At 65.5% G+C, this 20,437-nt stretch carries 24 protein-coding genes; 9 read left to right on the forward strand and 15 right to left on the reverse strand.

Translation table 11 applies throughout. The features are described 5' to 3' along the window. Both dnaA and K5X80_RS00010 read left to right on the forward strand, forming a co-directional pair. Positions 1–1,443 carry a chromosomal replication initiator protein DnaA gene (dnaA, locus tag K5X80_RS00005; RefSeq protein WP_222558834.1) on the forward strand — a complete coding sequence of 481 codons (1,443 nt, stop codon included), beginning with the start codon at positions 1–3 and terminating at the stop codon, positions 1,441–1,443. A gap of 136 nt (positions 1,444–1,579) precedes the next feature. Continuing rightward, the gene (locus tag K5X80_RS00010; protein ID WP_222558835.1) at positions 1,580–2,350 is read left to right on the forward strand and encodes a HesA/MoeB/ThiF family protein; all 771 of its coding nucleotides are present in this window, start codon (positions 1,580–1,582) and stop codon (positions 2,348–2,350) included. Between the two features lie 39 nt (positions 2,351–2,389). Here K5X80_RS00010 and K5X80_RS00015 read toward each other — a convergent pair whose 3' ends face one another. Continuing rightward, a complete protein-coding gene (locus tag K5X80_RS00015; RefSeq protein WP_222558836.1) occupies positions 2,390–3,103 on the reverse strand; it encodes an NAD-dependent deacylase in 714 nt (237 codons plus the stop codon). A 122-nt stretch (positions 3,104–3,225) separates the two neighbouring features. Between K5X80_RS00015 and dapB the strand changes: the two genes are divergently transcribed. Genes dapB through K5X80_RS00030 form a run of 3 tightly spaced genes read left to right on the forward strand, consistent with a single transcriptional unit; the run spans position 3,226 to position 5,054 of the window. Continuing rightward, on the forward strand, positions 3,226–3,954 hold the full coding sequence (dapB, locus tag K5X80_RS00020; protein WP_222558837.1) for a 4-hydroxy-tetrahydrodipicolinate reductase: 729 nt from the start codon (positions 3,226–3,228) through the stop codon (positions 3,952–3,954). Then, entirely contained in the window at positions 3,951–4,637 is a 687-nt protein-coding gene (nth, locus tag K5X80_RS00025) for an endonuclease III (protein WP_261390577.1), read from the forward strand. The genes dapB and nth overlap by 4 nt, the downstream gene beginning before the upstream one ends. A gap of 27 nt (positions 4,638–4,664) precedes the next feature. Further along, the gene (locus K5X80_RS00030) at positions 4,665–5,054 is read left to right on the forward strand and encodes a hypothetical protein (RefSeq protein ID WP_222558839.1); all 390 of its coding nucleotides are present in this window, start codon (positions 4,665–4,667) and stop codon (positions 5,052–5,054) included. Between the two features lie 33 nt (positions 5,055–5,087). Here K5X80_RS00030 and K5X80_RS00035 read toward each other — a convergent pair whose 3' ends face one another. From K5X80_RS00035 to K5X80_RS00080, 10 genes are all read right to left on the reverse strand, one after another. Beyond that, positions 5,088–6,389 (reverse strand): dicarboxylate/amino acid:cation symporter, encoded by a 1,302-nt coding sequence (locus K5X80_RS00035; protein ID WP_222558840.1) that lies wholly within the window; start codon positions 6,387–6,389, stop codon positions 5,088–5,090. A gap of 85 nt (positions 6,390–6,474) precedes the next feature. Further along, positions 6,475–7,605, reverse strand: a complete 1,131-nt coding sequence (gene dapE / locus K5X80_RS00040) for a succinyl-diaminopimelate desuccinylase (protein ID WP_222558841.1) — start codon at positions 7,603–7,605, stop codon at positions 6,475–6,477. Positions 7,606–7,694: 89 nt separating this feature from the next. Further along, positions 7,695–8,369, reverse strand: coding sequence for a glutathione S-transferase family protein (locus tag K5X80_RS00045; RefSeq protein ID WP_222558842.1), 675 nt, complete (start codon positions 8,367–8,369; stop codon positions 7,695–7,697). A gap of 91 nt (positions 8,370–8,460) precedes the next feature. After that, positions 8,461–8,940 (reverse strand): nitroreductase/quinone reductase family protein, encoded by a 480-nt coding sequence (locus K5X80_RS00050; protein ID WP_222558843.1) that lies wholly within the window; start codon positions 8,938–8,940, stop codon positions 8,461–8,463. A 179-nt stretch (positions 8,941–9,119) separates the two neighbouring features. Further along, on the reverse strand, positions 9,120–9,761 hold the full coding sequence (gene yihA / locus K5X80_RS00055; RefSeq protein ID WP_222558844.1) for a ribosome biogenesis GTP-binding protein YihA/YsxC: 642 nt from the start codon (positions 9,759–9,761) through the stop codon (positions 9,120–9,122). A gap of 29 nt (positions 9,762–9,790) precedes the next feature. Then, positions 9,791–11,590: a membrane protein insertase YidC gene (gene yidC, locus K5X80_RS00060; protein ID WP_222558845.1), complete on the reverse strand. Its 1,800-nt coding sequence runs from the start codon at positions 11,588–11,590 to the stop codon at positions 9,791–9,793. Between the two features lie 56 nt (positions 11,591–11,646). Continuing rightward, positions 11,647–11,856, reverse strand: coding sequence for a membrane protein insertion efficiency factor YidD (yidD, locus tag K5X80_RS00065; RefSeq protein ID WP_222558846.1), 210 nt, complete (start codon positions 11,854–11,856; stop codon positions 11,647–11,649). A gap of 12 nt (positions 11,857–11,868) precedes the next feature. Next, a complete protein-coding gene (gene rnpA, locus K5X80_RS00070; protein WP_222558847.1) occupies positions 11,869–12,249 on the reverse strand; it encodes a ribonuclease P protein component in 381 nt (126 codons plus the stop codon). A 169-nt stretch (positions 12,250–12,418) separates the two neighbouring features. Continuing rightward, positions 12,419–12,553 (reverse strand): 50S ribosomal protein L34, encoded by a 135-nt coding sequence (rpmH, locus tag K5X80_RS00075; protein ID WP_222558848.1) that lies wholly within the window; start codon positions 12,551–12,553, stop codon positions 12,419–12,421. A gap of 94 nt (positions 12,554–12,647) precedes the next feature. Beyond that, the gene (locus K5X80_RS00080; protein WP_222558849.1) at positions 12,648–13,409 is read right to left on the reverse strand and encodes a hypothetical protein; all 762 of its coding nucleotides are present in this window, start codon (positions 13,407–13,409) and stop codon (positions 12,648–12,650) included. Between the two features lie 134 nt (positions 13,410–13,543). On the opposite strand from K5X80_RS00080, the gene K5X80_RS00085 reads away from it, so the two are divergent. Beyond that, positions 13,544–15,052, forward strand: a complete 1,509-nt coding sequence (locus K5X80_RS00085; RefSeq protein ID WP_222558850.1) for a YifB family Mg chelatase-like AAA ATPase — start codon at positions 13,544–13,546, stop codon at positions 15,050–15,052. Positions 15,053–15,078: 26 nt separating this feature from the next. On the opposite strand, the gene K5X80_RS00090 is transcribed toward K5X80_RS00085, so the two are convergent. The 4 genes from K5X80_RS00090 to galE form a co-directional block, all read right to left on the reverse strand. Continuing rightward, complete coding sequence (locus tag K5X80_RS00090; protein WP_222558851.1) at positions 15,079–15,702, reverse strand: HAD family hydrolase; 624 nt, start codon at positions 15,700–15,702, stop codon at positions 15,079–15,081. 27 nt (positions 15,703–15,729) lie between these two features. Further along, positions 15,730–16,302 carry a hypothetical protein gene (locus K5X80_RS00095; protein WP_222558852.1) on the reverse strand — a complete coding sequence of 191 codons (573 nt, stop codon included), beginning with the start codon at positions 16,300–16,302 and terminating at the stop codon, positions 15,730–15,732. A gap of 193 nt (positions 16,303–16,495) precedes the next feature. Beyond that, positions 16,496–16,621: a type B 50S ribosomal protein L36 gene (gene ykgO, locus K5X80_RS00100; RefSeq protein WP_004210176.1), complete on the reverse strand. Its 126-nt coding sequence runs from the start codon at positions 16,619–16,621 to the stop codon at positions 16,496–16,498. Positions 16,622–16,704: 83 nt separating this feature from the next. Continuing rightward, complete coding sequence (gene galE, locus K5X80_RS00105) at positions 16,705–17,712, reverse strand: UDP-glucose 4-epimerase GalE (protein WP_222558853.1); 1,008 nt, start codon at positions 17,710–17,712, stop codon at positions 16,705–16,707. Positions 17,713–17,883: 171 nt separating this feature from the next. Here galE and K5X80_RS00110 point away from each other — a divergent pair, with 171 nt between their 5' ends. From K5X80_RS00110 to K5X80_RS00120, 3 genes are all read left to right on the forward strand, one after another. Continuing rightward, positions 17,884–18,615: a DUF4136 domain-containing protein gene (locus K5X80_RS00110; protein WP_222558854.1), complete on the forward strand. Its 732-nt coding sequence runs from the start codon at positions 17,884–17,886 to the stop codon at positions 18,613–18,615. A gap of 69 nt (positions 18,616–18,684) precedes the next feature. Continuing rightward, positions 18,685–19,287: a DUF4136 domain-containing protein gene (locus K5X80_RS00115; protein ID WP_222558855.1), complete on the forward strand. Its 603-nt coding sequence runs from the start codon at positions 18,685–18,687 to the stop codon at positions 19,285–19,287. Beyond that, complete coding sequence (locus K5X80_RS00120; protein WP_222558856.1) at positions 19,284–20,417, forward strand: M14 family metallopeptidase; 1,134 nt, start codon at positions 19,284–19,286, stop codon at positions 20,415–20,417. The genes K5X80_RS00115 and K5X80_RS00120 overlap by 4 nt, the downstream gene beginning before the upstream one ends. The last annotated feature ends 20 nt before the right edge of the window (positions 20,418–20,437 follow it).

The following is a 20,437-nucleotide window of genomic DNA, read 5'->3' on the forward strand; positions in this document are numbered from 1 at the left end:
ATGGGTGACAATCTGACTGACGATCTCGAAGCGGTGAATCTGGCGGCGGACTGGGCTGATATCAGCCAGGGTCTGCGCAAGGATCTCGGCCAGCAACTCCACAGCCAGTGGATCAAGCCCATCCAGGTGGGCAACTTCTGCGAAGAGACGGGCACGCTCGATCTCTTCCTGCCAACGGAATTTTCGGCCAACTGGGTGGCGGATCGGTTTGCCGATCGCCTCTCGCTGGCCTGGAAGATCGCCCGGTCCGAAGTGAAGCATGTGCGCATCGCCGTGCATCCGGGCCGCAAGCAGCTGCCCGAATTGCGCCTGGGCGAAAGCGCCGGCCAATCTTTCGGCGCGTTCCCCGCCAACGATGGCGGCGAGATGGGCGGCATGGCGCTCTCGGCCGATACGCTCGGCTCGCAGGGCTTCACTTCCTCCATCGGGCTCGATCCCTCGCTGACGTTCGCGGCTTTCGTCACCGGCAAATCGAACATCCTCGCGTTCAACGCGGCGGAACGGATGGCCAAAGTGGAAACGCCGCAGTTCTCGCCGCTCTATCTCAAGGCGGCGACCGGGCAGGGCAAGACGCATCTGCTGCATGCCATCGGCCATGCCTATCTGGCGACGCATCCGCGCGCCCGCATTTTCTACTGCTCGGCCGAACGGTTCATGGTCGAATTCGTCCAGGCGCTCCGCCAGAACGAGATGATCGAGTTCAAGGCCCGCCTGCGCGCTTTCGATCTGCTGCTGGTGGACGATATCCAGTTCATCATCGGCAAGGCCGCCGCGCAGGAAGAACTGCTTTACACCATCGATGCGCTGCTGGCTGAAGGCAAGCGGCTGGTCTTCGCCGCCGACCGCGCGCCGCAGGCGCTGGACGGGGTGGAGCAGCGCCTGCTGTCGCGCCTGTCGATGGGTCTCGTCGCGGATATCCAGCCCGCCGACATCGAGCTGCGCCGTTCGATTCTCGAAAGCAAGCTGAGCCGGTTCGCCCCGCTCGAAGTGCCGGGCGACGTGATTGAATTCCTCGCCCGCACGATCAACCGCAACGTGCGCGAACTGGTGGGCGGCCTCAACAAGCTGATCGCCTATGCCCAGCTCACCGGCCAGGAAGTCTCGCTGCAACTGGCGGAAGAGCAGTTGACCGATATCCTTTCGGCCAACCGCAAGCGCATCACCATTGATGAGATTCAGCGCACGGTGTGCCAGTTCTACCGCGTCGACCGGGCGGAAATGTCGAGCAAGCGCCGCGCCCGCGCGGTGGTCCGGCCGCGCCAGGTGGCGATGTACCTCGCCAAAGTGCTGACCCCGCGTTCCTATCCCGAAATCGGGCGCAAGTTCGGCGGGCGCGACCATTCGACCGTAATCCACGCGGTGCGCCTGATCGAAGACCTGCGCCAGCGCGACGCTGATATGGATGGCGACGTGCGCAGCCTGCTGCGTCAGCTCGAAAGCTGAGACGGAGGGGGCGCCGGGCGGGGTGAGCATGCTTTTCCCCCGCCCGGCCACCACCTTTCCCCGTAATTCCCCGCTTATCCGGCGCTTATCGACAAGCTTGTCGACAGGCCTGCGTTCGCGCGCCTAGAGCATAGGCATGTCTCTTTCGCCCGACCGTCTCGAACGCTTTGCCCGCCACATCGTCCTGCCCGAAGTGGGCGGCGCGGGGCAGGCCGCGCTGGCCCGGGCACATGTCGCGCTGATCGGCGTGGGCGGGATCGGTTCGCCCGCGCTGCAATACCTTGCCGCTGCCGGGATCGGGCGGCTGACATTGATCGACGATGATCGGGTCGATGCCAGCAATCTCCAGCGCCAGACGATTTTCACACCCGCCGATATCGGCACGCCCAAGGCCGAGGCAGCGGCATCATGGGTCCGGCGGTTCGATGCCGCGCTGGATGTTATGCCGGTCATGCAGCGGATCGCCGCGGACAATGCCGCCGCGCTGATCGGCGGGGCCGATGTCGTGCTGGACGGGTGCGACAACTTCGCCACCCGGCTCGCCGTTTCCGATGCCTGCGTCGCGGTGGGCGTTCCGCTCGTCAGCGCGGCGGTGGGGCGCTTTCAGGGGCAGGTCGCGGCCTTTGCCGGCCATCTGCCGGGGCACAGCTGCTATCGCTGTTTCGTCGGCGATGCGTTCGATGCCGAAGACTGCGACACCTGCGCCGCCGATGGCATGCTGGGGGCGATGGCGGGCTGGACCGCCACTTTCGCCGCCATGCACACCATCCGCGTCGTCCTTCAGGGCATCAGCACCTTGGGCGATCCGCAATGGGGCACGCTCCATCTGCTCGACGGGATGGCTCCTGCCATGCGATCGATGCGGATCGTCGAGGACCCGGCGTGCCGCGCCTGCGCAGCCGCGTAGACTGTCTGTTCGCCGCGATTTCCGAGCCAGCAGGTGCGATCACCTGCTTCGCAATCCCTCCAGCATTTCCTCGACCCATTCCGGCACGATCGCGCTCGCCGGGCCAAGCCGCGATTCGTGGAACCAGCCCGAACCCTGGCTGCGTTCGAGATTGAGCTCCAGCGCTTCGGCCCCGCATTCGCGCGCCTGCTGGACGAACCCGGCGGCGGGATAGACCGCGCCCGAAGTGCCGATGGAAACGAACAGGTCCGCCTCGCGCAGCGCGGCGAAGATTTCATCCATGCGATAGGGCATTTCCCCGAACCACACGATATCGGGCCGCAAAGCGTGGGCATGGCAGATCGGACACGGCGGATCGTCGCGCAGCGTGCCGGTCCACGGCATCCGCGAATCGCACGCGGTGCACCACGCGGCCAGCCCTTCCCCATGCATGTGCAGCACCCGCCGCGCCCCTGCCCGCTCGTGCAGATCGTCGATGTTCTGGGTGACGATCAGCAGTTCGCCCGGCCATTGCGCATCCAGCCGGGCCAGCGCCGCATGCGCCGGGTTGGGCTGTGCAGCCAGGATTCCTTCACGCCGCATGTCGTAGAACGCCTGCACCAGATCGGGATCGCGGGCGAAAGCCTCGGGCGTGGCGACATCCTCCACCCGGTGATCTTCCCACAATCCGTCGGCGGCACGAAAAGTCTGCAAGCCGCTTTCGGCGCTGATTCCCGCCCCTGTCAGAATCACGATATTGCGGATTGGCTGCATATACCCTTTCCTTGCCGTCACCCCGAACTTGTTTCAGGGCCCATTTCGCGCCATGCGAGCCTGTCTGGGGCACCATGGAAGCCGAGACAAGTTCGGCATGACGAATCTGGATTGGAGAGCACGTGGCACGTATCGGCATTATCGGCAGCGCAGGGCGCATGGGGCAGGCGATCGCCCGGGTGGTCGAAACGTCCGGGCATGACCTTGCGGGCGGGATCGACCAGGGGGACGATCCGGCGGCGCTGGCCGCGAAGGCCGACGTGCTGGTGGACTTCTCCTCCCCCCGCGCGCTGGCGGCCAATCTCGCCGCCGCACAGGGGGCGGGCATTCCCATCGTCATCGGCACCACCGGTCTGGAAGCCGAACACCATGGCCTGATCGATGCGGCGGCGGCGCACATTGCCGTGCTCCAGACCGGCAACACCTCGCTGGGCGTCACGCTGCTGGCCCATCTGGTGCGCGAAGCGGCGGCGCGGCTGGGGGACGACTGGGATATCGAAATCGTCGAAATGCACCACCGTATGAAAGTCGATGCCCCTTCCGGCACCGCTCTCCTGCTCGGCGAAGCGGCGGCGGCGGGGCGCGGCATCGCGCTTGCCGGCAACACCGAAAGCGGCCGCCACGGGATGACCGGCGCCCGGGCGAAGGGTGCCATCGGCTTTGCCGCGCTGCGTGGCGGCACCGTGACGGGCGAACATGCGGTGATCCTGGCCGGTGACGAGGAGCGGCTGACTCTGTCCCACAGCGCGGAGAACCGCACCATCTTCGCGCGCGGTGCGGTCAGGGCGGCCGAATGGCTGCTGGGCAGGCCCACGGGCCGCTACACCATGCCCGAGGTGCTGGGCCTTTGAAGAAGGACACCATTTTCGAATTCTTCCGCATTCTGGCGGAACACAATCCCGCGCCCGAAACGGAGCTGGAATTCACCAACACCTATCAGTTGCTGGTGGCGGTCGTGCTGTCCGCGCAGGCCACCGATGTCGGGGTCAACAAGGCCACGCGCAAGCTGTTCGAAGAGGTCAAGACTCCGGCGCAGATGGTCGCGCTGGGCGAAGAAGGGCTGAAACAGCACATCAAGACCATCGGCCTGTTCAATTCCAAGGCCAAGAACGTGATCGCGCTGTCCGAAATCCTCGACCGCGATTTCGGCGGCGAGGTTCCGCAGGATCGCGACACGCTGACCACGCTGCCCGGCGTCGGCCGCAAGACCGCCAATGTGGTGATGAACTGCGCGTTCGGCGCGGAAACCTTCGCGGTCGATACCCATGTCTTCCGTGTCAGCAACCGCACCGGCCTCGCCAAGGGCAAGACGGTGGAGAAAGTCGAGGCCCTGCTCGAAAAGCGCGTGCCCCAGCCTTTCCGCCGCGATGCGCATCACTGGCTGATTCTGCTGGGCCGGTACACCTGCAAGGCAAGGGTCCCGGAATGCTGGCGCTGCCTGGTGGTGGAACAGTGCGAGTTTCGCCACAAGGTATTGGAACCAAAGCCCGCCGCGCGTATTACCAAGGCACGGGGACGCGCGGCCCCGGCCTGATTATCCGCGCACGAACAGGAGGATGCGATGAAAGCTGTAATCCTGCTGGGCGCCGGTGCGCTGGCGCTGTCGGCCTGTTCCGCGAAAATGGACGATCAGACGCGCCCTTCCAAGGCGCCCGCCGCCCGCGTGGTGGGCGAAGCGCGCAGTTGCCTGCCGATCAACCAGGTCTCGCAAAGCCGCGTCTACGATGACCGGACGATCGATTTCCGCGTCGGCAGCCGCACCTACCGCAACACGCTGCCGCAAAGCTGCCCTTCGCTCGGCTTCGAGAAGGCGTTCACTTACGAAACCTCGCTCTCCCAGCTCTGCAACACGGATATCATCTATGTCCTGCGGACGACGGCGGGCCGCCCCGAACGCGGCGGGGCCTGCGGCCTGGGCAGTTTCGTCCCGGTGGAACTGGAAAAGCGCTGACCCCCGCCCCTGTGGCGGCGCGGGCATGACCGGCTAGGACGCGGGCTGTTCGCCGCCCATCTTGGTGATAACCGTCGCCGCCACCAGATCGCCGACCACATTGACCGTGGTGCGGCACATATCGAGGAAGCGATCCACCCCGAGGATCAGGCCGATCCCTTCCGGCGGCACCCCCAGACTGCCGAGAATGAGCGCGATGACGGGCAATGTGCCCGCAGGCACCCCCGCCGTTCCCACCCCGGCCAGCACGCAGACGAGCATGACGAAGAACTGCTGCGACAGGTCCAGATCGACGCCGAAAAACTGGGCGAGGAACAGCACCGTCACCCCTTCGAACATCGCCGAGCCGTTCTGGTTCGCCGTGGCCCCGATCGTCAGCACGAACCGGGCGACATGCGGCGGCAGTTTCAGTTCGCTGTCGGCAACGCGCAGGGCGGTGGGCAGCGTGGCGTTGGAACTGGCGGTGGAAAAGGCCATCAGCATCGCCGCGCGGATTTCGCGGAAGAACGCGACCGGGTTCTTTTTCGCGAGGAACCGCAGCAGCAGCGAAAACACGCCGAACATCTGCAAGCCGAGCGCCAGCAGCACCACCCCGACATAGGCGGCCAGCTTGATCAGCAGATCCCAGCCGAACTGCGCGGCGAGGTTGAACATGAAACAGAAGATCGCGATGGGCGCCAGCTGGATGACCAGCCCGATCAGCCGCATCGACACTTCGAACACGCCTTCGATCGCATCCTTCAGCGTCGCGGTGCGTTGTGTCTGGACCAGCAGCAGGCCGATGCCGAAGAACAGCGCGAAGAACATCACCGCCAGAATGTCGTTGTTGCTCATCGCCGCGACGACATTGGACGGCACGAGGCTGAGCAGCGCATCCATGCCCATCGGCGCTTTCCCGGCCGAGCTTTCGATGATCCCCGCCGCCCCTTGCCGACCCTGCGCCAGCAGTTCGCGCGCCGCCACCGGATCGACGCCTTTGCCCGGCTGCAACAGATTGACGAGGAACAGGCTGAGCGCCACGGCGATCCCCGATACGATCACCGTATAGATCAGCGTGGTGATGCCGACCCGTTTCAACGCCCGGATTTCGCCCATTTCGGCGATGCCGATCACCAGCGCGGAAAACAGCAGCGGCAGCACCAGCATGAACAGCAGGCGCAGGAAAATCTGCCCGATGGGGCCGGTGACATAGGCGATCACGGTATCGACCCACACCGTATCCCGCGCGAAGCTGTACACCAGCAGGCCCAGCACCAGCCCGGCGATGAAGCCGATCAACAGGCGCCATTGTAATCTGCCATGGCTGGCCGGGGCATCGGCTACGGCTTCGGTCATGGCAACTCCCGGACGGTTCTTTTCTGACGGCACGCACGGCCGCAGCCGGAAACGCGCCGCCAACTTGCCAGTGTCAGCCCCGAATTCAACCCTTCAATGCGGCCAGCGCGATCCGCGCATAGATTCGGGCCAGCGTATCGAGATCGGCCACGGCCACCGCCTCGTCGCGCTTGTGCATCGTCGCGTTGCACAGGCCGAATTCGATCACCGGGCAGAAATCCTTGAGAAACCGGGCATCGGATGTCCCGCCGGTGGTCGATGCTTCGGGCACCACACCGGTTTCCGCCTCCACCGCTTCGGCCACCAGGGTCGAAAACGGGCCGGGCTCGGTCAGGAACGGTTCGCCCGAAATCACGCAGCGGGCCGTGCCGCCGTGGCGGGCGGCGATTTTCGCGATCCGGGCGGACAGGCTCGCCCCGCTGTGGAGATTGTTGAACCGGATCGAAATCCGCGCCTTGGCCAGCGGCGGAATGATATTGGTGGTGGGATTGCCGACTTCGAGATCGGTGATTTCGAGATTGGAAGGCTGGAACCAGTCCGTCCCCCGGTCGAGTTCCCAGGCTTCGAATTCGCCCAGCATGGCGACGAGCCGGGGCACCGGATTGTCCGCCAGATGCGGATAGGCGACATGCCCCTGCACCCCGGCCACTTCGAGCCAGGCGTTGAGCGATCCGCGCCGTCCGATCTTCATCATGTCGCCCAGCCGGTTGACGCTGGTCGGCTCTCCGACAAGGCACAGGTCGGGGATCGCATCCAGTTCGCGCATCCGGTCCATCAGCGCCAGAGTGCCGAAGCGCGCCGCGCCTTCCTCATCCCCCGTAATCACGAAACTGAGCGTGCCGGCGTCTTGCGGCACAGCGCGCACGGCCGCCACCATGGCGGCAATCGCCCCTTTCATATCCACCGCACCGCGCCCGTAGAGCAACTCTCCACGCCGTTCGGGGGCAAACGGGGCGCTCGTCCACCCGTCGCCCGGCGGAACCACGTCCAGATGGCCGGCAAAGGCAAAATGGCGGCTACTGGCCGGGCCCTGCCGGATGGCGAACAGGTTTTCGACCGGGCCATCGGGCGCTTCGCCGGTGATCCGGCGGTCTATCCGGAACCCCAATGGCGCCAGCATCGCTTCCAGCGTGTCGAACACCGACCCTACGGCGGGGGTCACACTGGGGCACGCCATCAGCGCTTCGGCGAGGTCTGCGGGGGTCATCTCGTTCATGTCAGTTCCCTCGCATATGGATAATGACACACATGCACAACCTTGTCCGTATGCGACGAGCCCGCAAGGCTGCGGGTGTGCCAGCCGGTTCAGGTCTGGGGAACGGGATCGCCTTCGTACTGGGCGATAAACCATTCCTCGTCCGCCGCCGCGGCGACCCATTGCTGCACCCAGTCGTGTTCCCATATCGCCTGCATATAGGCCTGGGCGAAGCCGGGCACCGGCACGCCATAAGTCAGGAACCGGCTAACGATGGGGGCATAGAAGATATCCGCCGCGCCGAACGTGCCGAACAGGAACGGCCCGCCGTGCCCATAGCGCGCCCGCGCTTCGGCCCAGAGGCCGAGGATACGCACGATATCCTCGCGCACTTCGGCATCGATCGTCGCGCCCTGCACCTGCTTGCGGATGTTCATCGGCAACCCCCGCCGCAGCGGCAGATAGGAACTGTGCATTTCCGCCACCATCGAACGAGCCATGCCGCGCGCGGCATCGTCCTTGGGCCAGAAGCGTTCGCGCCCCACCCGGTCGACCAGATATTCGAGAATGGCGAGACTGTCCCAGATCACCACGTCGCCGTCCCACAGGATCGGCACTTTGCCGGATGACGGCTGAATCTCGCCCCATTCGCGCTTGGCCTGTTCCCAGTCGTCGCCCGAAATGTTGACCTTGATCTCTTCGAAAGAGAGCCCGGATTGCTTGCACGCCAGCCAGCCGCGCAGGCTCCAGCTCGAATAGTTCTTGTTGCCGATAATCAGTTTCATGCAGGCCCAGACCTAACCGCTTGGCCGCGCGGTGTCGAGGACCTGCGCCGGAAAGCCGGGCATGGAAGCCCGGCATGGGCCGGGTCGCCGGTCATTCGGTGAAGACAGGAATCGGCTCTTTCAACAGAATCGCGATCAGCGGGATCACCCGCCGGGTCGCGGCGCGATACTGCGCATAATAAGGGCTGAGCGCGTCCATATAAGCCCACAGCGCCGCCAGTTCCTCCCCCTGGGGTTCGCGCCAGCCGGCGGTGTAGGCCTGCGTCGCCACCTGCACCGCCAGTTCGCCATTGGCCGTGAGATTCCGATACCAGGAAGGGTGCACGTCCGCCCCGCCGAACGAGGCCGCCACCAGCAATTCGCCGCCATAGCTGCCGTACATCAGCGGAGTGACGAAGGCTTGCCCGCTTGTGCGGCCGATGGTGCGCAGCAAGAGCATGGGATTGAAACGCCGCCCATCGCGCAGCGGCTCCCCCGCCAGCAAATGCCCCTCGCGGCCGCCGGAGCGGAGATAGGCCTGTTTGTGCCCTGCCAGCGGATGGCTGGCCGCCGCCGCATCCCCCTTCGCCATGCCTTATCCTCCATCTGCGCCCGTCGTGCCCAAGCGTGGCACACTATCACGGCGGCAGGCAACGGTTCCTGCGGCGCGCCATGAAAACAGGGCGGTTGTATGGTGGGCTTATAGGAAAGGGGCCTGGTACAATTTCCGCTCAGGCTAGCGGATAAAGTGCTGGCAAACCGCCGCCGCGATCAGATTTCCGAATCGGCCAGCACGGCGGCGCGCAGTTCGTCGATCCCCATCTTCTTTTCAGAGGAGGTCACGTGGATCACGGGAAACGCGGCCGGGTGCTTGCGCGCTTCCTGCGCGGTGGCTTCCACCACTTTGGCCAGTTCGCTCGCCTTGATCTTGTCCGCCTTGGTCAGGACGATGCGATAGCCGACGGCCGCTTCATCCAGCATCCGCATCATCTCGCGGTCCACGTCCTTGATCCCGTGACGCGAATCGACCAGCAGCAGCGTCCGCTTGAGCGGAACCCGCCCGCGCAGGAATTCGCGCACCAGAGCGCGCCATTTCTCCACCACTTTGGGCGGCGCCTTGGCAAAGCCGTAGCCAGGCATATCGACGAGGCGGAACACCGTCGGTTCGCCCACTTCGAAGAAGTTGAGTTCCTGCGTGCGGCCCGGCGTCACCGAAGTGCGCGCAATCGCCCGCCGCCCCGTCAAAGCGTTGAGCAGCGAGCTTTTGCCGACATTGGACCGCCCGCAAAAGGCGATTTCCGGATGCTCCGGATCGGGCAGGAAATGCAGCGCCGGGGCCGATTTCAGGAATTCGACCCGCCCTGAAAACAGACGGCCCGCGCGGTCCGCCAGTTCCTGTTCCCGTTCATCCATCGCGTATGCCGCGGGCAGCAGGCCGCAGCCTACTTGCCCGCCTCCTTGCTTGCGGCCTTCTCGGCCTTTTCACGCGCGGTCTTCGCCGCCATGTCGGCCTTGTCCCTGGCCGCCTGTTCCTTGAGCTGCGGATGGCGGCTGTAGAGATAGGTCTGCTGCGCAATGGTCAGCACGTTGGACGTGATCCAGTACAACAGCAGCCCGGCCGCGAACGGGGCCATGACGAACATCATCACCCACGGCATCAGCGCGAACATCTGCTGCTGGATCGGGTCCATCGCCGCCGGGTTGAGCCTGAACTGCAGCCACATCGTGACACCGAGCAACAGCGCCAGCGGGCCGATGGCGAGGAAGCCGGGCACGTCATAAGGCAGCGCGCCGAACAGGTTCAGGATATGCAGCGGATCGGGGGCCGAAAGGTCCTTGATCCACAGCACGAAGGGCTGATGGCGCATTTCGATCGTCAGGATCAGCACTTTGTAGAGCGCGAAGAAGATCGGAATCTGGATCAGGATCGGCAGGCAGCCCGCCAGCGGATTGACGCCCTCTTTCTTGTAGAGCGCCATGATTTCCTGCTGCTGCTTGGCCTTGTCGTCCTTGTAGCGTTCCTGCAGCGCTTTCATCTTGGGCTGGATCGCGCGCATGCCCGCCATGCTGGAGAACTGCTTCTGCGCGATCGGGAACATGATCCCGCGAATGATCACAGTCAGCAGGATGATCGCCACGCCGAAATTGCCGACAAGACCGAACAGCTTGTCGAGCAGGAGGAAGATCGGCCGTTCGAACCAGCGGAACCAGCCCCAGTCGATCGCGAGGCCGAAATTGGAAATGCCCTCAGCCTCGTACCTGTCGAGAACCGCGCTTTCCTTTGCCCCGGCGAAAAGACGGGTGGTGCGGGTGATCTGCTTGCCCGCGGGCACGGTGTCCGGTTGATAGATCAGGTCGGCGCGGTACAGGCCGTTGCCGAGCGAGCGGAAATCGCTGTCGGGCTTGCCGCGCGCATCGGGCACCAGCGCGGACAGCCAGTAGATATCGGTGAACCCGATCCAGTCGGCCCGTCCGCTGGGCGAAATCGTGCCCGTCTTGGCCACGTCCTTGTAGTTGTTGCCAAAGTCCACCGACCCGTCGAACGCGCCGATCGGGCCGGAGTGGACGTTCCACGTATCGGCGCTGGCGGTGCGGTCGGTGCGGTTGATCAGCGCGAACGGCTTGGCGATGATCGGCCCCGCGCCGGTGTTGGCCACAGTCTGCGTGGCGGTAATCAGATAGTCGTCGTCAATGGCGAAGCGGATCGCGAAGGTCTGCCCCTGCCCGTTGGCCCAGCGCAGCGTGACCGGGGTCTTGGGCGTCAGCACGGTGCCGTCGGCCTGCCACAGCGTGTCGGCGTTGGGCATCTGGCCCGCTGCGCCCGGCGCCCAGCCGAACTGGGCGAAATGCTGCGCCGGCGTCCGCAGCGGGGAGAACATGCGGACCGGGCCGCTGTCCTTGTCCACCGTCTGCCGGAAATCGTTGAGCGTCAGATCGTCGATCAGCGCGCCATGGAGATTGATCGAACCGGTCAGGCTGGGGGCCTGAATCTTGACACGGGCGGGAGATTTGAGATCGGCGGCCAGTTCGCGCTGTTCCACCGCGATATCCCCGGCATCCTGCAACCCGCCTTCGCGTGTGCGCTTGGCCACGGTCGGGTCTGCCCCCTTGGCGGGCGCGGCGGCCTGTTCGGCAACCGGCTTGTTCCGCTCCGGGTAAACCCAGTTCATCGCATATTCCCAACCGAGCAACAGCAGCATGGAAAGCGCCACGGCCACGACGATGTTACGCTGGTTGCTCACGTGTGATCCCTGTATCCGTATTCAAAAATGCGCCCGCAGGCGGCCGTTTTCCTGGCTCAGGGCACCGGATCGTATCCGTGCCCGCCCCAAGGGTGGCAGCGCAATAGACGCTTAAGCGCAAGCCATCCACCCTTGATTGCACCGTATTTCGTCAGAGCCTGAATGGCATAGGCGCTGCACGACGGGGCATAGCGGCAGGTGGGCGGCAAAATGCGCGACGGGCCAAGCTGCCAGGCCCGCGCGATCAGGATGAAAAGGTGCTTCATCGCCGGCTGTCCCTAGCGCTTGGCAGGCTTGCCGCGCGGGCGGCGGGGCGGATCGCCCTTGCCTGCGGTCGCGCGCGCCAGCGCCGCGCCCAGTTCATCGCGCAGCAGCGCGAAATCGCGCTCCACCCCGCCATCGCGCCCGATCAGGACATGATCGTGATCGGGCAGGCCCTGAGCGGGCAGCATTTCGCGGATCAAGGCGCGAAACCGGCGCTTCATCCGGTTGCGCACCACGGCATTGCCGATCTTCTTCGTCACCGTGATGCCGAAGCGCTTGCCGAGGCCGCCGTTGGGCCGGGCCAGCAGGACGAAACCGGGCCGCGCGACGCGCAGCCCCTTGTTGGCGGCAAGGAAGTCCGCCCGGCGGGTCAGAACGGCGAGATCGGGCTGCATCGAGCGGCGATAGCGCAAAACGGCGCGGCAGGCGATGGGCGGACACCCAGCCCGAAACGCCGCCAGCCCGCTCCTCCGCCCGGCCGCGGCATGAAACCGCATAGCCGGGTGGAGAAGCGGGCTGGAACCTGCGCGGACCGGGCGAGGCCCGATCCGGCCTGGGCCAGAATCAGGCGCTCAGCTTGGCGCGGCCGCGGGCGCGGCGCGCACGCAGGACCTTGCGGCCACCGACAGTCGCCTTGCGCGCACGGAAACCGTGGCGGCGCTTGCGCACGAGATTGCTGGGCTGGAAAGTGCGCTTCATGATGAAACCCTCGATATATTCCAAATGGCGCCGCTGATGCGGCACGAACAAAAACGGCCACCCGCAAGTGGCGGCCTCTTCATGGAGCGGGCGGTTAGTTGAGCCCGGCCTCCAAGTCAAGATAGGCCAGCACCGCATTGCCGCCAAAGATCGACGGACGCGACGGGGCGGCCGGTGCCCCCTGCCCCAGCCAGTGGCGCATTTCCGCAGAGCCGAACCAGCGCGCGCTGCCGAAAGGCACGGCATTGGTCATGGCATAGAATTTGCGGGCCGTGACCGCATCCATGCCCATTTCCTGATAATAAACCAGATACTTGCGGCTTTCAGGCGCGTTCTCGGCGTAGTCGTTCGCCTGCAATCCGTCTTCATCCACCCAGGAATGAACGGCGAATTCCGCGCCTTCATCCACCAGCCGCTCCGCCCCGGCCAGAAACAGTTCCACCGCGCCCGAACGGACCGAGCCACCGCGCGGGACGTGAGTCACGAGGCCCGCTGCGCGAATCATCCGGCCAAGCCGCAGATTCGCCCGATCCTCGTATGTGCCGGGGCATTCGACCAGTTCGAGCCGCGCAATCAGCGGATAGTCCCGCATCATCGCGGCGAACTGGGCGGGGGTGTACTCATCCGTCGCCGCAACCAGTGCCGCGCTGCGCCCGTCGATCACCCGGAACGGGCCGTAGCGGGCGATACCCGCCGGAATCGGCGCCGGTGCGGAATGGACAAACGGTTGCGCGGCGAACGCCAGATCGCTCACGCCCTCCCCGCCAGCGGCGCTTTGCGCCTGCGACGACAAAGGCGCCGCGCCGATGGCGGCCAGAACCAGCAGGAAGGAAAGCGAACGGCGCATGCCCGCCATCGTGCCCCGCCGCCCCCTATCACTTTCTCAAAAGGTAAGGTTTACGCATCGTTCACCATCATCACCGTTCCGCTCGACAGCGCGGCGCGGGGCGCTATCCTCAACCGCCTGGGGATGTGGGGGAAAATCAGGCAGTGGTGGCACTTATCTCGACCGTGGCCTATCTCGGGCTCGAAGCGCGCGCCGTGGAAGTGCAGTGCCAGCTTGCCGCGGGTCTGCCGCGATTCGCCATTGTCGGCCTGCCCGACAAGGCGGTGGGCGAAAGCCGGGAACGGGTGCAGGCCGCATTGGCCGCCATGGGTCTGTCGCTGCCGCCCAAGCGGATCACGATCAACCTTTCCCCCGCCGATCTGCCCAAGGAAGGATCGCATTACGATCTGCCGATCGCGCTGGCGCTGCTTGCGGCGATGGGCGTGACCGATGCCGAACAGCTTACCGACTGGATCGCGGTGGGCGAACTGGCGCTGGACGGGCGGATCGTCCCTTCCCCCGGCGTGCTGCTGGCTGCGCTCCACGCCAGCGAGCATGACAAGGGCCTGATCTGCCCCTCCGCGCAGGGGGCCGAAGCCCGCTGGGCCAACGGCATCCCCGTCTGCGCCGCGCCCGATCTGGTCAGCCTGCTCAATCATCTCAAAGGCACGCAGCGCCTGCCCGAACCGGAGCCCGGCATGGCGGAGACCGCGCCGCTAGGCCCCGACCTGCGCCAGGTCAAAGGGCAGGAAAGCGCCAAGCGGGCGCTGGAAATCGCGGCGGCGGGCGGGCACAACCTGCTGATGATCGGGCCGCCGGGTGCGGGCAAGAGCCTGATGGCCGCCTGCCTGCCAGGCATTCTGCCCGCGCTGAGCCCGGCCGAAGCGCTCGAAGTGTCGATGATCGCCTCTGTCGCCGGAACGCTGGAAGGCGGGCGAATCAGCCGCAGCCGCCCGTTCCGCGCACCGCATCATTCGGCTTCCATGGCCGCGCTGACCGGCGGCGGGCTGCGCGTGCGCCCGGGCGAAGTGTCCATGGCGCATCTCGGCGTGCTGTTTCTGGACGAACTGCCCGAATTCCAGCGCGCCGTGCTCGATTCGCTGCGCCAGCCGCTCGAAAGCGGCAAAGTCGATGTCGCGCGCGCCAATGCCCACGTATCCTATCCCGCGCGGGTGCAACTGGTGGCCGCGATGAACCCATGCCGCTGCGGCCATCTGGGCGATCCGGCCTTGGCCTGCAGCCGCGCGCCGCGCTGCGCCGCCGATTACCAGTCCAAAGTGTCCGGTCCGCTGCTCGACCGGATCGATCTCCATGTCGAAGTCGATCCGGTAAGCGCGATGGACCTCGCTCTGCCCGCCCCGCGCGAAGGCTCCGCCGAAATCGCCGCGCGGGTGGCCGCGGCCCGCGCGATCCAGACCGCACGCCTTGAAGGCAGCACGATGCGCACCAATGCCGAACTCGACGGAGATATGCTGAGCGAGCACGCAACGCCCGATGCCGATGGGCAGACGCTGCTGATGCAGGCGGCCGAAGCCATGCGGCTGTCGGCGCGTGGCTATACCCGCATGCTGCGCGTGGCGCGGACCATTGCCGATCTTGCCGGGGCCGGGCAGATCGGCCGCATCCATGTGGCCGAAGCGTTGAGCTACCGGCGGCAACCGCCCCGCGCCTGACTCTGCGCGGCCAACAGGCGCAGTTTTCAGCTCAGCAGGCCGCGTTCGCGCAGATCCGCCTCCAGCGCGGCGGCGCCGGTAAAGTGATGCACCTGCCAGCCCAGCACACTGGCCGCATCGATATTGGCGCGGTTGTCGTCGATGAACAGCATGGCCCTCGCGGGATAGCCGAAGCGATGTTCGGCCAGGCGGTAGATCGCCGGATCGGGCTTGGCGATCCGTTCCACCCCTGAGACAACAATATCGCGGAATTGGTCGAACAGCGGCTGACGCGCGCGATATTCGGCCCAGAACGGCGCTGCGAAATTGGTGATCGCGAACAACGGCACGCCCCGCCCGGCAAGCCGTTCGAGCAAAGCGGGCGTGCCCGGCACCATCCCCGGTATCGTTTCGCCGAAGCGCGTGGCGTATGCACGAATCGCCGCCGCGTGATCGGGAAATTCGGCGATCCGCTGCGCCACCATGTCGGCCAGATCGCGGCCCGCGTCATGTTGTGCGTGCCAGTTCTCACTCACCACATGGGCATGGACCCAATCGGCTTCACATTCATCGGCATAGAGCTTGCGCAGCAGCAGGCGCATATCCCATTCGATCAGAACCTTGCCGATATCGAAGACGACGGCTGCGACGCGCCCGCGCACGGCTGTCATCCGGCACGGCGGTGCATCGGCGCAGCCTCAGCCCTGCTGCCAGGCGATGAATCTGTTGCCCGCGACATGATTGCGCCCCGCCGCCATATCCGGCAGAATTTCCAGCACGCATTTGCCGTTCATCCCGCCCATTGACACACCGGCCTTGAGCACGGTGACAGTGCCCGGCGCAAGATCGAGATCGAGCGCGACGGCGGAACCTTTCCCGCCCTTGGCGAGCTGCGCGGTCACGTGATGGCGGCCCGGTGCGAGATCGGCGAACAGCACCCGGCCCGATTTGAACTGCCCAGCGTGGGTATCGTCGATCGTGATATCCATGCCCTGCATGCTGGCGACGAAGCCGTGCCGGGCGATATAGAGGCGCGCCTTGTCAGCCGGGGCCTGCATCGCCAGCCCATCGGCCGCCGCCGCGCTGTCCAGCACGGTTTCCTTCCTGTTTCCCGAAAGGAAGAAGACAATCAACGCAACGACCGCGAGAAGACCCAGCAGCGCAACCGGCCACGGCGCATGGCGGCCGATCGTCAGGCCGATCCACAGGCAGACCAGGAAAATGACGGCGTAAAGGACGATCTTGAGCGGCGAAGTATTGGAATTTCCCATCATTTCCCCCTTTGCCGGGAATCCGGCCCAATCGATTGAGCGCAAGCAACGCCCGAAAAGAAGATTGTTCCAGCAATTGAGAATTTAATGTCGCGAAGCAAGATCTATGCGGCGAATGCCTGCGCCGGACGCACGAAAAACGGCCAGTGGAAACCACTGGCCGCTTGTCCTACCGCAATCGGCGGAGGGCTGGTTAGCCCTGACGCGCCTTGAAGCGGCGGTTGGTCTTGTTGATCACATAAGTGCGGCCACGACGACGGATCACGCGATTGTCACGGTGGCGGCCCTTGAGCGACTTGAGGCTGTTGCGAATCTTCATGTCTAGTCTCGTCTGGCGGGCGTCGAACGATTCCACGGCCGCGGAAATTGAAGCCGCGCCGTTAAGGGCCACGGGCGCGGAAGTCAACCTTGCGCGCGGATTTCGGTGAGCTTTCTTTCCCACGCCATCGCATGGCCGATGATCGTATCGAGATCGGCGTAGCGCGGCTGCCAGGGCAGCGTTTCCCTGATCAGCCCGTTGTCGGAAATCAGCGAATCGGGGTCCCCCGCCCGGCGGGGGCCCATGATCCGGGTGATCGTCCGGTTGGTGACGCGATCCACCGCGTCGAGCACTTCGAGCACGGAGAACCCCCGGCCATAGCCGCAATTCATCGTCAGGCTGCGATCCGGCGCGACGATCAGCGCCTCCAGCGCCAGCACATGCGCGGCGGCGAGATCGGAAACGTGGATATAATCACGCACGCCGGTACCATCGGGCGTGCCGTAATCGGTGCCGAAGACCGACACGGTCTCCCGCTTGCCCAGCGCCGTTTCGACCGCGACCTTGATCAGGTGAGTCGCCCCATCGGTGGACTGCCCGCTGCGCGCCTGCGGATCGGCGCCCGCGACGTTGAAATAGCGCAAGGCACAGTAATTGAGCGGATGGGCCCGGGCCGTGTCCGCCAGCATGATCTCCGTCATCAGCTTGGACATGCCATAGGGATTGATCGGCCGTTGCGGGCAATCCTCGCGCACCGGGGAAACCTCGGGCACGCCGTATGTCGCGGCGGTCGAGCTGAAGATCATGTGGCGCACGCCGCCCTGCACCGCCGCTTCGATCAGAGCGCGGCTCTTGGCGGTGTTGTTGTTGTAGTATTTGAGCGGATTTTCGACCGATTCCGGCACGATGATCGACCCGGCGAAATGCATGATCGCCCCGATCCCCTGTTCGGCGAAAATCCGCGCCAGCTGCGCGCCATCCGCGATATCGCCCTGATAGAACGGCACACCATCGGGAATCGCGAACCGAAAACCGGTGCTGAGATTGTCGATCACCGCAACCGGCCAGCCGCCATCGAGAAGGGCGAGCACCGCATGGCTGCCGATATAACCGGCACCGCCGGTGACGAGGACGGGAAGTTTCTGATTCATCATGCGCCTGTAAGCAATGGAACGATTTTTGTGCCTTCTAGGCCGATAGCACAATGAAATGATTAACGGGGCGCACACGATTAGCGGTGGGGTCGCCTCGTTCATCCCACGGCAAACCGCCAAGGCCTAGCCCCGAAGCGGAAGGACGCAGCCCTTCCAAGGACGCATGCCATGTCAATTTTCCCTCCGCCCGCTTTCCCGTCGCATCGCCTGACGCGCGCAGCCATCGCCTGTGGCGCGGCGGCCGCCGTTCTCGTCTCTATGGCGGGCCCTGCCCTCGCCCAGTATAGCCCCGGCACCATAGGGCCGGTGTGGCATGGCGGGGCAATGCCCGGCCGCGATCTGTCCCGAAACCGGGCGAAGGATGCCGATCCCGGCGGCAAAGTCGATGCCGCCCGCTTCGTCGCTCCCGGCCTGCCCGCTGGAACGCTGGGCCATGGGCCGATCACGGTCAGGCCGGTGCTCGGTGCATTGGACGATCCGCAAGCGCTGGCGCCCTATGAAGCGGCGGTGGTCGACCGTCTGATCGGCGCCGGCTACGATACCGCCGTGCCCGACGACAAAGGCGGCCAGGTGATCGAACTGCGTCTGATCCGCCGCGAAGTGCGCCCGAAGGAACCGCCGCGCAAGCCGGTGAGCGGCGCCATGGCGGTGGGGGTGAGCAATCGCGGCACGATGACCGGCATGGCGGTGAATGTCGATCTCAGCAAACCCAGGGGCGCGCTGGTTTCCACCCGGCTCGAAGCGCGCATCCGCGACCGCGCGAACGATACGCTGCTGTGGGAAGGGCGCGCCGAAATGGCCACCCGCGACGGCGATTCGCGCTGGGATCAGCAAGCCATCGCCGCCAGACTGGCCGAAGCCCTGTTCGACGGCTTTCCCACCCGCAACGACGGGGCATGACTTTGACTTGATTATGGCGCCGGTCCGTTCCAGTTTCGTGGCGAACACGCGCTGCAAAGGGGATCGCGCATGAAGACTGCGACCAGGGCCGCCATTCTGCTGCTGGCCACGGCTGCGCTGGGCGGATGCGTGGCGCCGGTGGGCCCGGTGGAAGTGACCCGCTTCCACGATGCAACGCTGCTCGAACGCGCCGGGCGCGGCACGATCGCGGTGGAGGCGGCACCCGGCATGGATGCCGGATCGCTCGAACTGCGCAGCTATCAGGCGGCGGTTATCCGGCAATTGACCATGCTCGGCTATCATGAAGCCCGGGCCGGCACTTCCGCGGCGCAGGTGGCGCTGGTGCGGCTCGAACGCCGCGCTTTCCGCCCCGGCCGGGGCAAGGGGCAGGTCAGCGTCGGTGTCGGCGGCGGCACGGGCAGCTATGGCTCGGGTGTCGGCATGGGCATCGGGCTCGACCTTTCGGGTCCGCCGCCCGAACAGGTGACGACCGAACTCGGCGTGCAGATCCGCGACCGCGCCAGCAGCAAGACGGTCTGGGAAGGCCGGGCCAGCTTCACAGTGCGCGCCTCTTCCCCGCTGGCCAACACCGAACTGGGCGCGGCCAAGATGACGGAAGCGCTGTTCGCCGGATTTCCCGGCAATTCGGGTGAGACGATCGAAGTCAAATGAGCGATATCCAGATCACCGCCGCATGCGACAGCGGCAATATCGAAGTGCTTTCCATCAATGGCGCCACGGCGGATCTCGCGATCCGCAAGGACAACCAGTCCGATTTCTTCCAGTGGTTCCATTTCCGCGTATCCGGCGCGGAAGGGCGGGAGCTGACGCTGCGGCTCACCGGGCTGGCCGCGTCCGCCTATCCCGCGGGCTGGCCCGATTATCGCGCCTGCGTTTCGGAAGACCGCGACAGTTGGGGCCGCGCCGAAACGAGCTGGAACGAAAGCGAACAGGGCGGGACTTTGACCATCCGTTATCGCCCGCAAGGCAGCATTGCCTGGTTCGCCTATTTCGCGCCTTATCCGATGGACCGGCATCACGATCTGGTGGCGCAGAGCGCGGCCTGCCCGGGAGTGAGCCATCGCACGCTCGGCTGGAGCATCGACGGCCAGCCGATCGATTGCCTCGAAATGGGCGAAGGCCCGGTGCAGGTGTGGCTCTATGCCCGCCAGCATCCCGGCGAAACCATGGCCGAATGGTGGATGGAAGGCGCGCTCGAATGCCTGACCGACGCCGCCGATCCGGTCGCACGGGCCCTGCTGCGGAAATGCCGCCTGCATCTGGTGCCCAACTGCAATCCCGATGGCTCCGCGCGCGGCCATCTGCGCACCAATGCCAAAGGCGTCAATCTCAACCGCGAATGGCACGCGCCGAGCGCCGACCTTTCCCCCGAAGTGCTGGCGATCCGCGACGCGATGGACGAAACCGGGGTCGATTTCGCGATCGACGTGCATGGCGACGAAGCGATCCCGGCGGTGTTCCTCGCCGGGTTCGAAGGCATCCCGTCATGGAACACGGCGCAGGGCGAAAGTTATTATCGGTATCAGGCGATTCTGGCGCGGCGCACGCCCGATTTCCAGACCAGGCTGGGCTATCCCAAGGCAGCGGCGGGCAAGGCCAATCTCACCATGTCGACCAACCAGCTGGCCGAACGCTTCGGCGCCTGCGCGATGACGCTGGAAATGCCGTTCAAGGACAACCGCGACCTGCCCGATCCGGCGCAGGGCTGGAGCCCGGAACGCAGCAAGCTGCTGGGCCGCGAATGTCTGGCCGCGCTGGCCGAATGGCTGGAGGAAGGCTGACCCACAGGGGCCAGAGACCG

Source organism: Caenibius sp. WL, from assembly GCF_019803445.1.
Classification (GTDB): domain Bacteria; phylum Pseudomonadota; class Alphaproteobacteria; order Sphingomonadales; family Sphingomonadaceae; genus Caenibius.

Excerpts from the sequence above, each read along its gene's own strand:
- K5X80_RS00110 (WP_222558854.1), top strand. The coding sequence starts at position 17,884 with ATGTCAATTTTCCCTCCGCCCGCTTTCCCGTCGCATCGCCTGACGCGC.
- K5X80_RS00015 (WP_222558836.1), bottom strand. The coding sequence starts at position 3,103 with ATGCAGCCAATCCGCAATATCGTGATTCTGACAGGGGCGGGAATCAGC.
- K5X80_RS00120 (WP_222558856.1), top strand. The coding sequence starts at position 19,284 with ATGAGCGATATCCAGATCACCGCCGCATGCGACAGCGGCAATATCGAA.
- K5X80_RS00010 (WP_222558835.1), top strand. The coding sequence starts at position 1,580 with ATGTCTCTTTCGCCCGACCGTCTCGAACGCTTTGCCCGCCACATCGTC.
- K5X80_RS00050 (WP_222558843.1), bottom strand. The coding sequence starts at position 8,940 with ATGGCGAAGGGGGATGCGGCGGCGGCCAGCCATCCGCTGGCAGGGCAC.
- K5X80_RS00030 (WP_222558839.1), top strand. The coding sequence starts at position 4,665 with ATGAAAGCTGTAATCCTGCTGGGCGCCGGTGCGCTGGCGCTGTCGGCC.
- yihA (WP_222558844.1), bottom strand. The coding sequence starts at position 9,761 with ATGGATGAACGGGAACAGGAACTGGCGGACCGCGCGGGCCGTCTGTTT.
- ykgO (WP_004210176.1), bottom strand. The coding sequence starts at position 16,621 with ATGAAGATTCGCAACAGCCTCAAGTCGCTCAAGGGCCGCCACCGTGAC.
- rnpA (WP_222558847.1), bottom strand. The coding sequence starts at position 12,249 with ATGCAGCCCGATCTCGCCGTTCTGACCCGCCGGGCGGACTTCCTTGCC.
- dapE (WP_222558841.1), bottom strand. The coding sequence starts at position 7,605 with ATGAACGAGATGACCCCCGCAGACCTCGCCGAAGCGCTGATGGCGTGC.
- rpmH (WP_222558848.1), bottom strand. The coding sequence starts at position 12,553 with ATGAAGCGCACTTTCCAGCCCAGCAATCTCGTGCGCAAGCGCCGCCAC.
- dnaA (WP_222558834.1), top strand. The coding sequence starts at position 1 with ATGGGTGACAATCTGACTGACGATCTCGAAGCGGTGAATCTGGCGGCG.
- K5X80_RS00115 (WP_222558855.1), top strand. The coding sequence starts at position 18,685 with ATGAAGACTGCGACCAGGGCCGCCATTCTGCTGCTGGCCACGGCTGCG.
- K5X80_RS00090 (WP_222558851.1), bottom strand. The coding sequence starts at position 15,702 with ATGACAGCCGTGCGCGGGCGCGTCGCAGCCGTCGTCTTCGATATCGGC.
- yidD (WP_222558846.1), bottom strand. The coding sequence starts at position 11,856 with ATGAAGCACCTTTTCATCCTGATCGCGCGGGCCTGGCAGCTTGGCCCG.
- K5X80_RS00045 (WP_222558842.1), bottom strand. The coding sequence starts at position 8,369 with ATGAAACTGATTATCGGCAACAAGAACTATTCGAGCTGGAGCCTGCGC.
- K5X80_RS00080 (WP_222558849.1), bottom strand. The coding sequence starts at position 13,409 with ATGGCGGGCATGCGCCGTTCGCTTTCCTTCCTGCTGGTTCTGGCCGCC.
- galE (WP_222558853.1), bottom strand. The coding sequence starts at position 17,712 with ATGAATCAGAAACTTCCCGTCCTCGTCACCGGCGGTGCCGGTTATATC.
- K5X80_RS00095 (WP_222558852.1), bottom strand. The coding sequence starts at position 16,302 with ATGGGAAATTCCAATACTTCGCCGCTCAAGATCGTCCTTTACGCCGTC.
- K5X80_RS00035 (WP_222558840.1), bottom strand. The coding sequence starts at position 6,389 with ATGACCGAAGCCGTAGCCGATGCCCCGGCCAGCCATGGCAGATTACAA.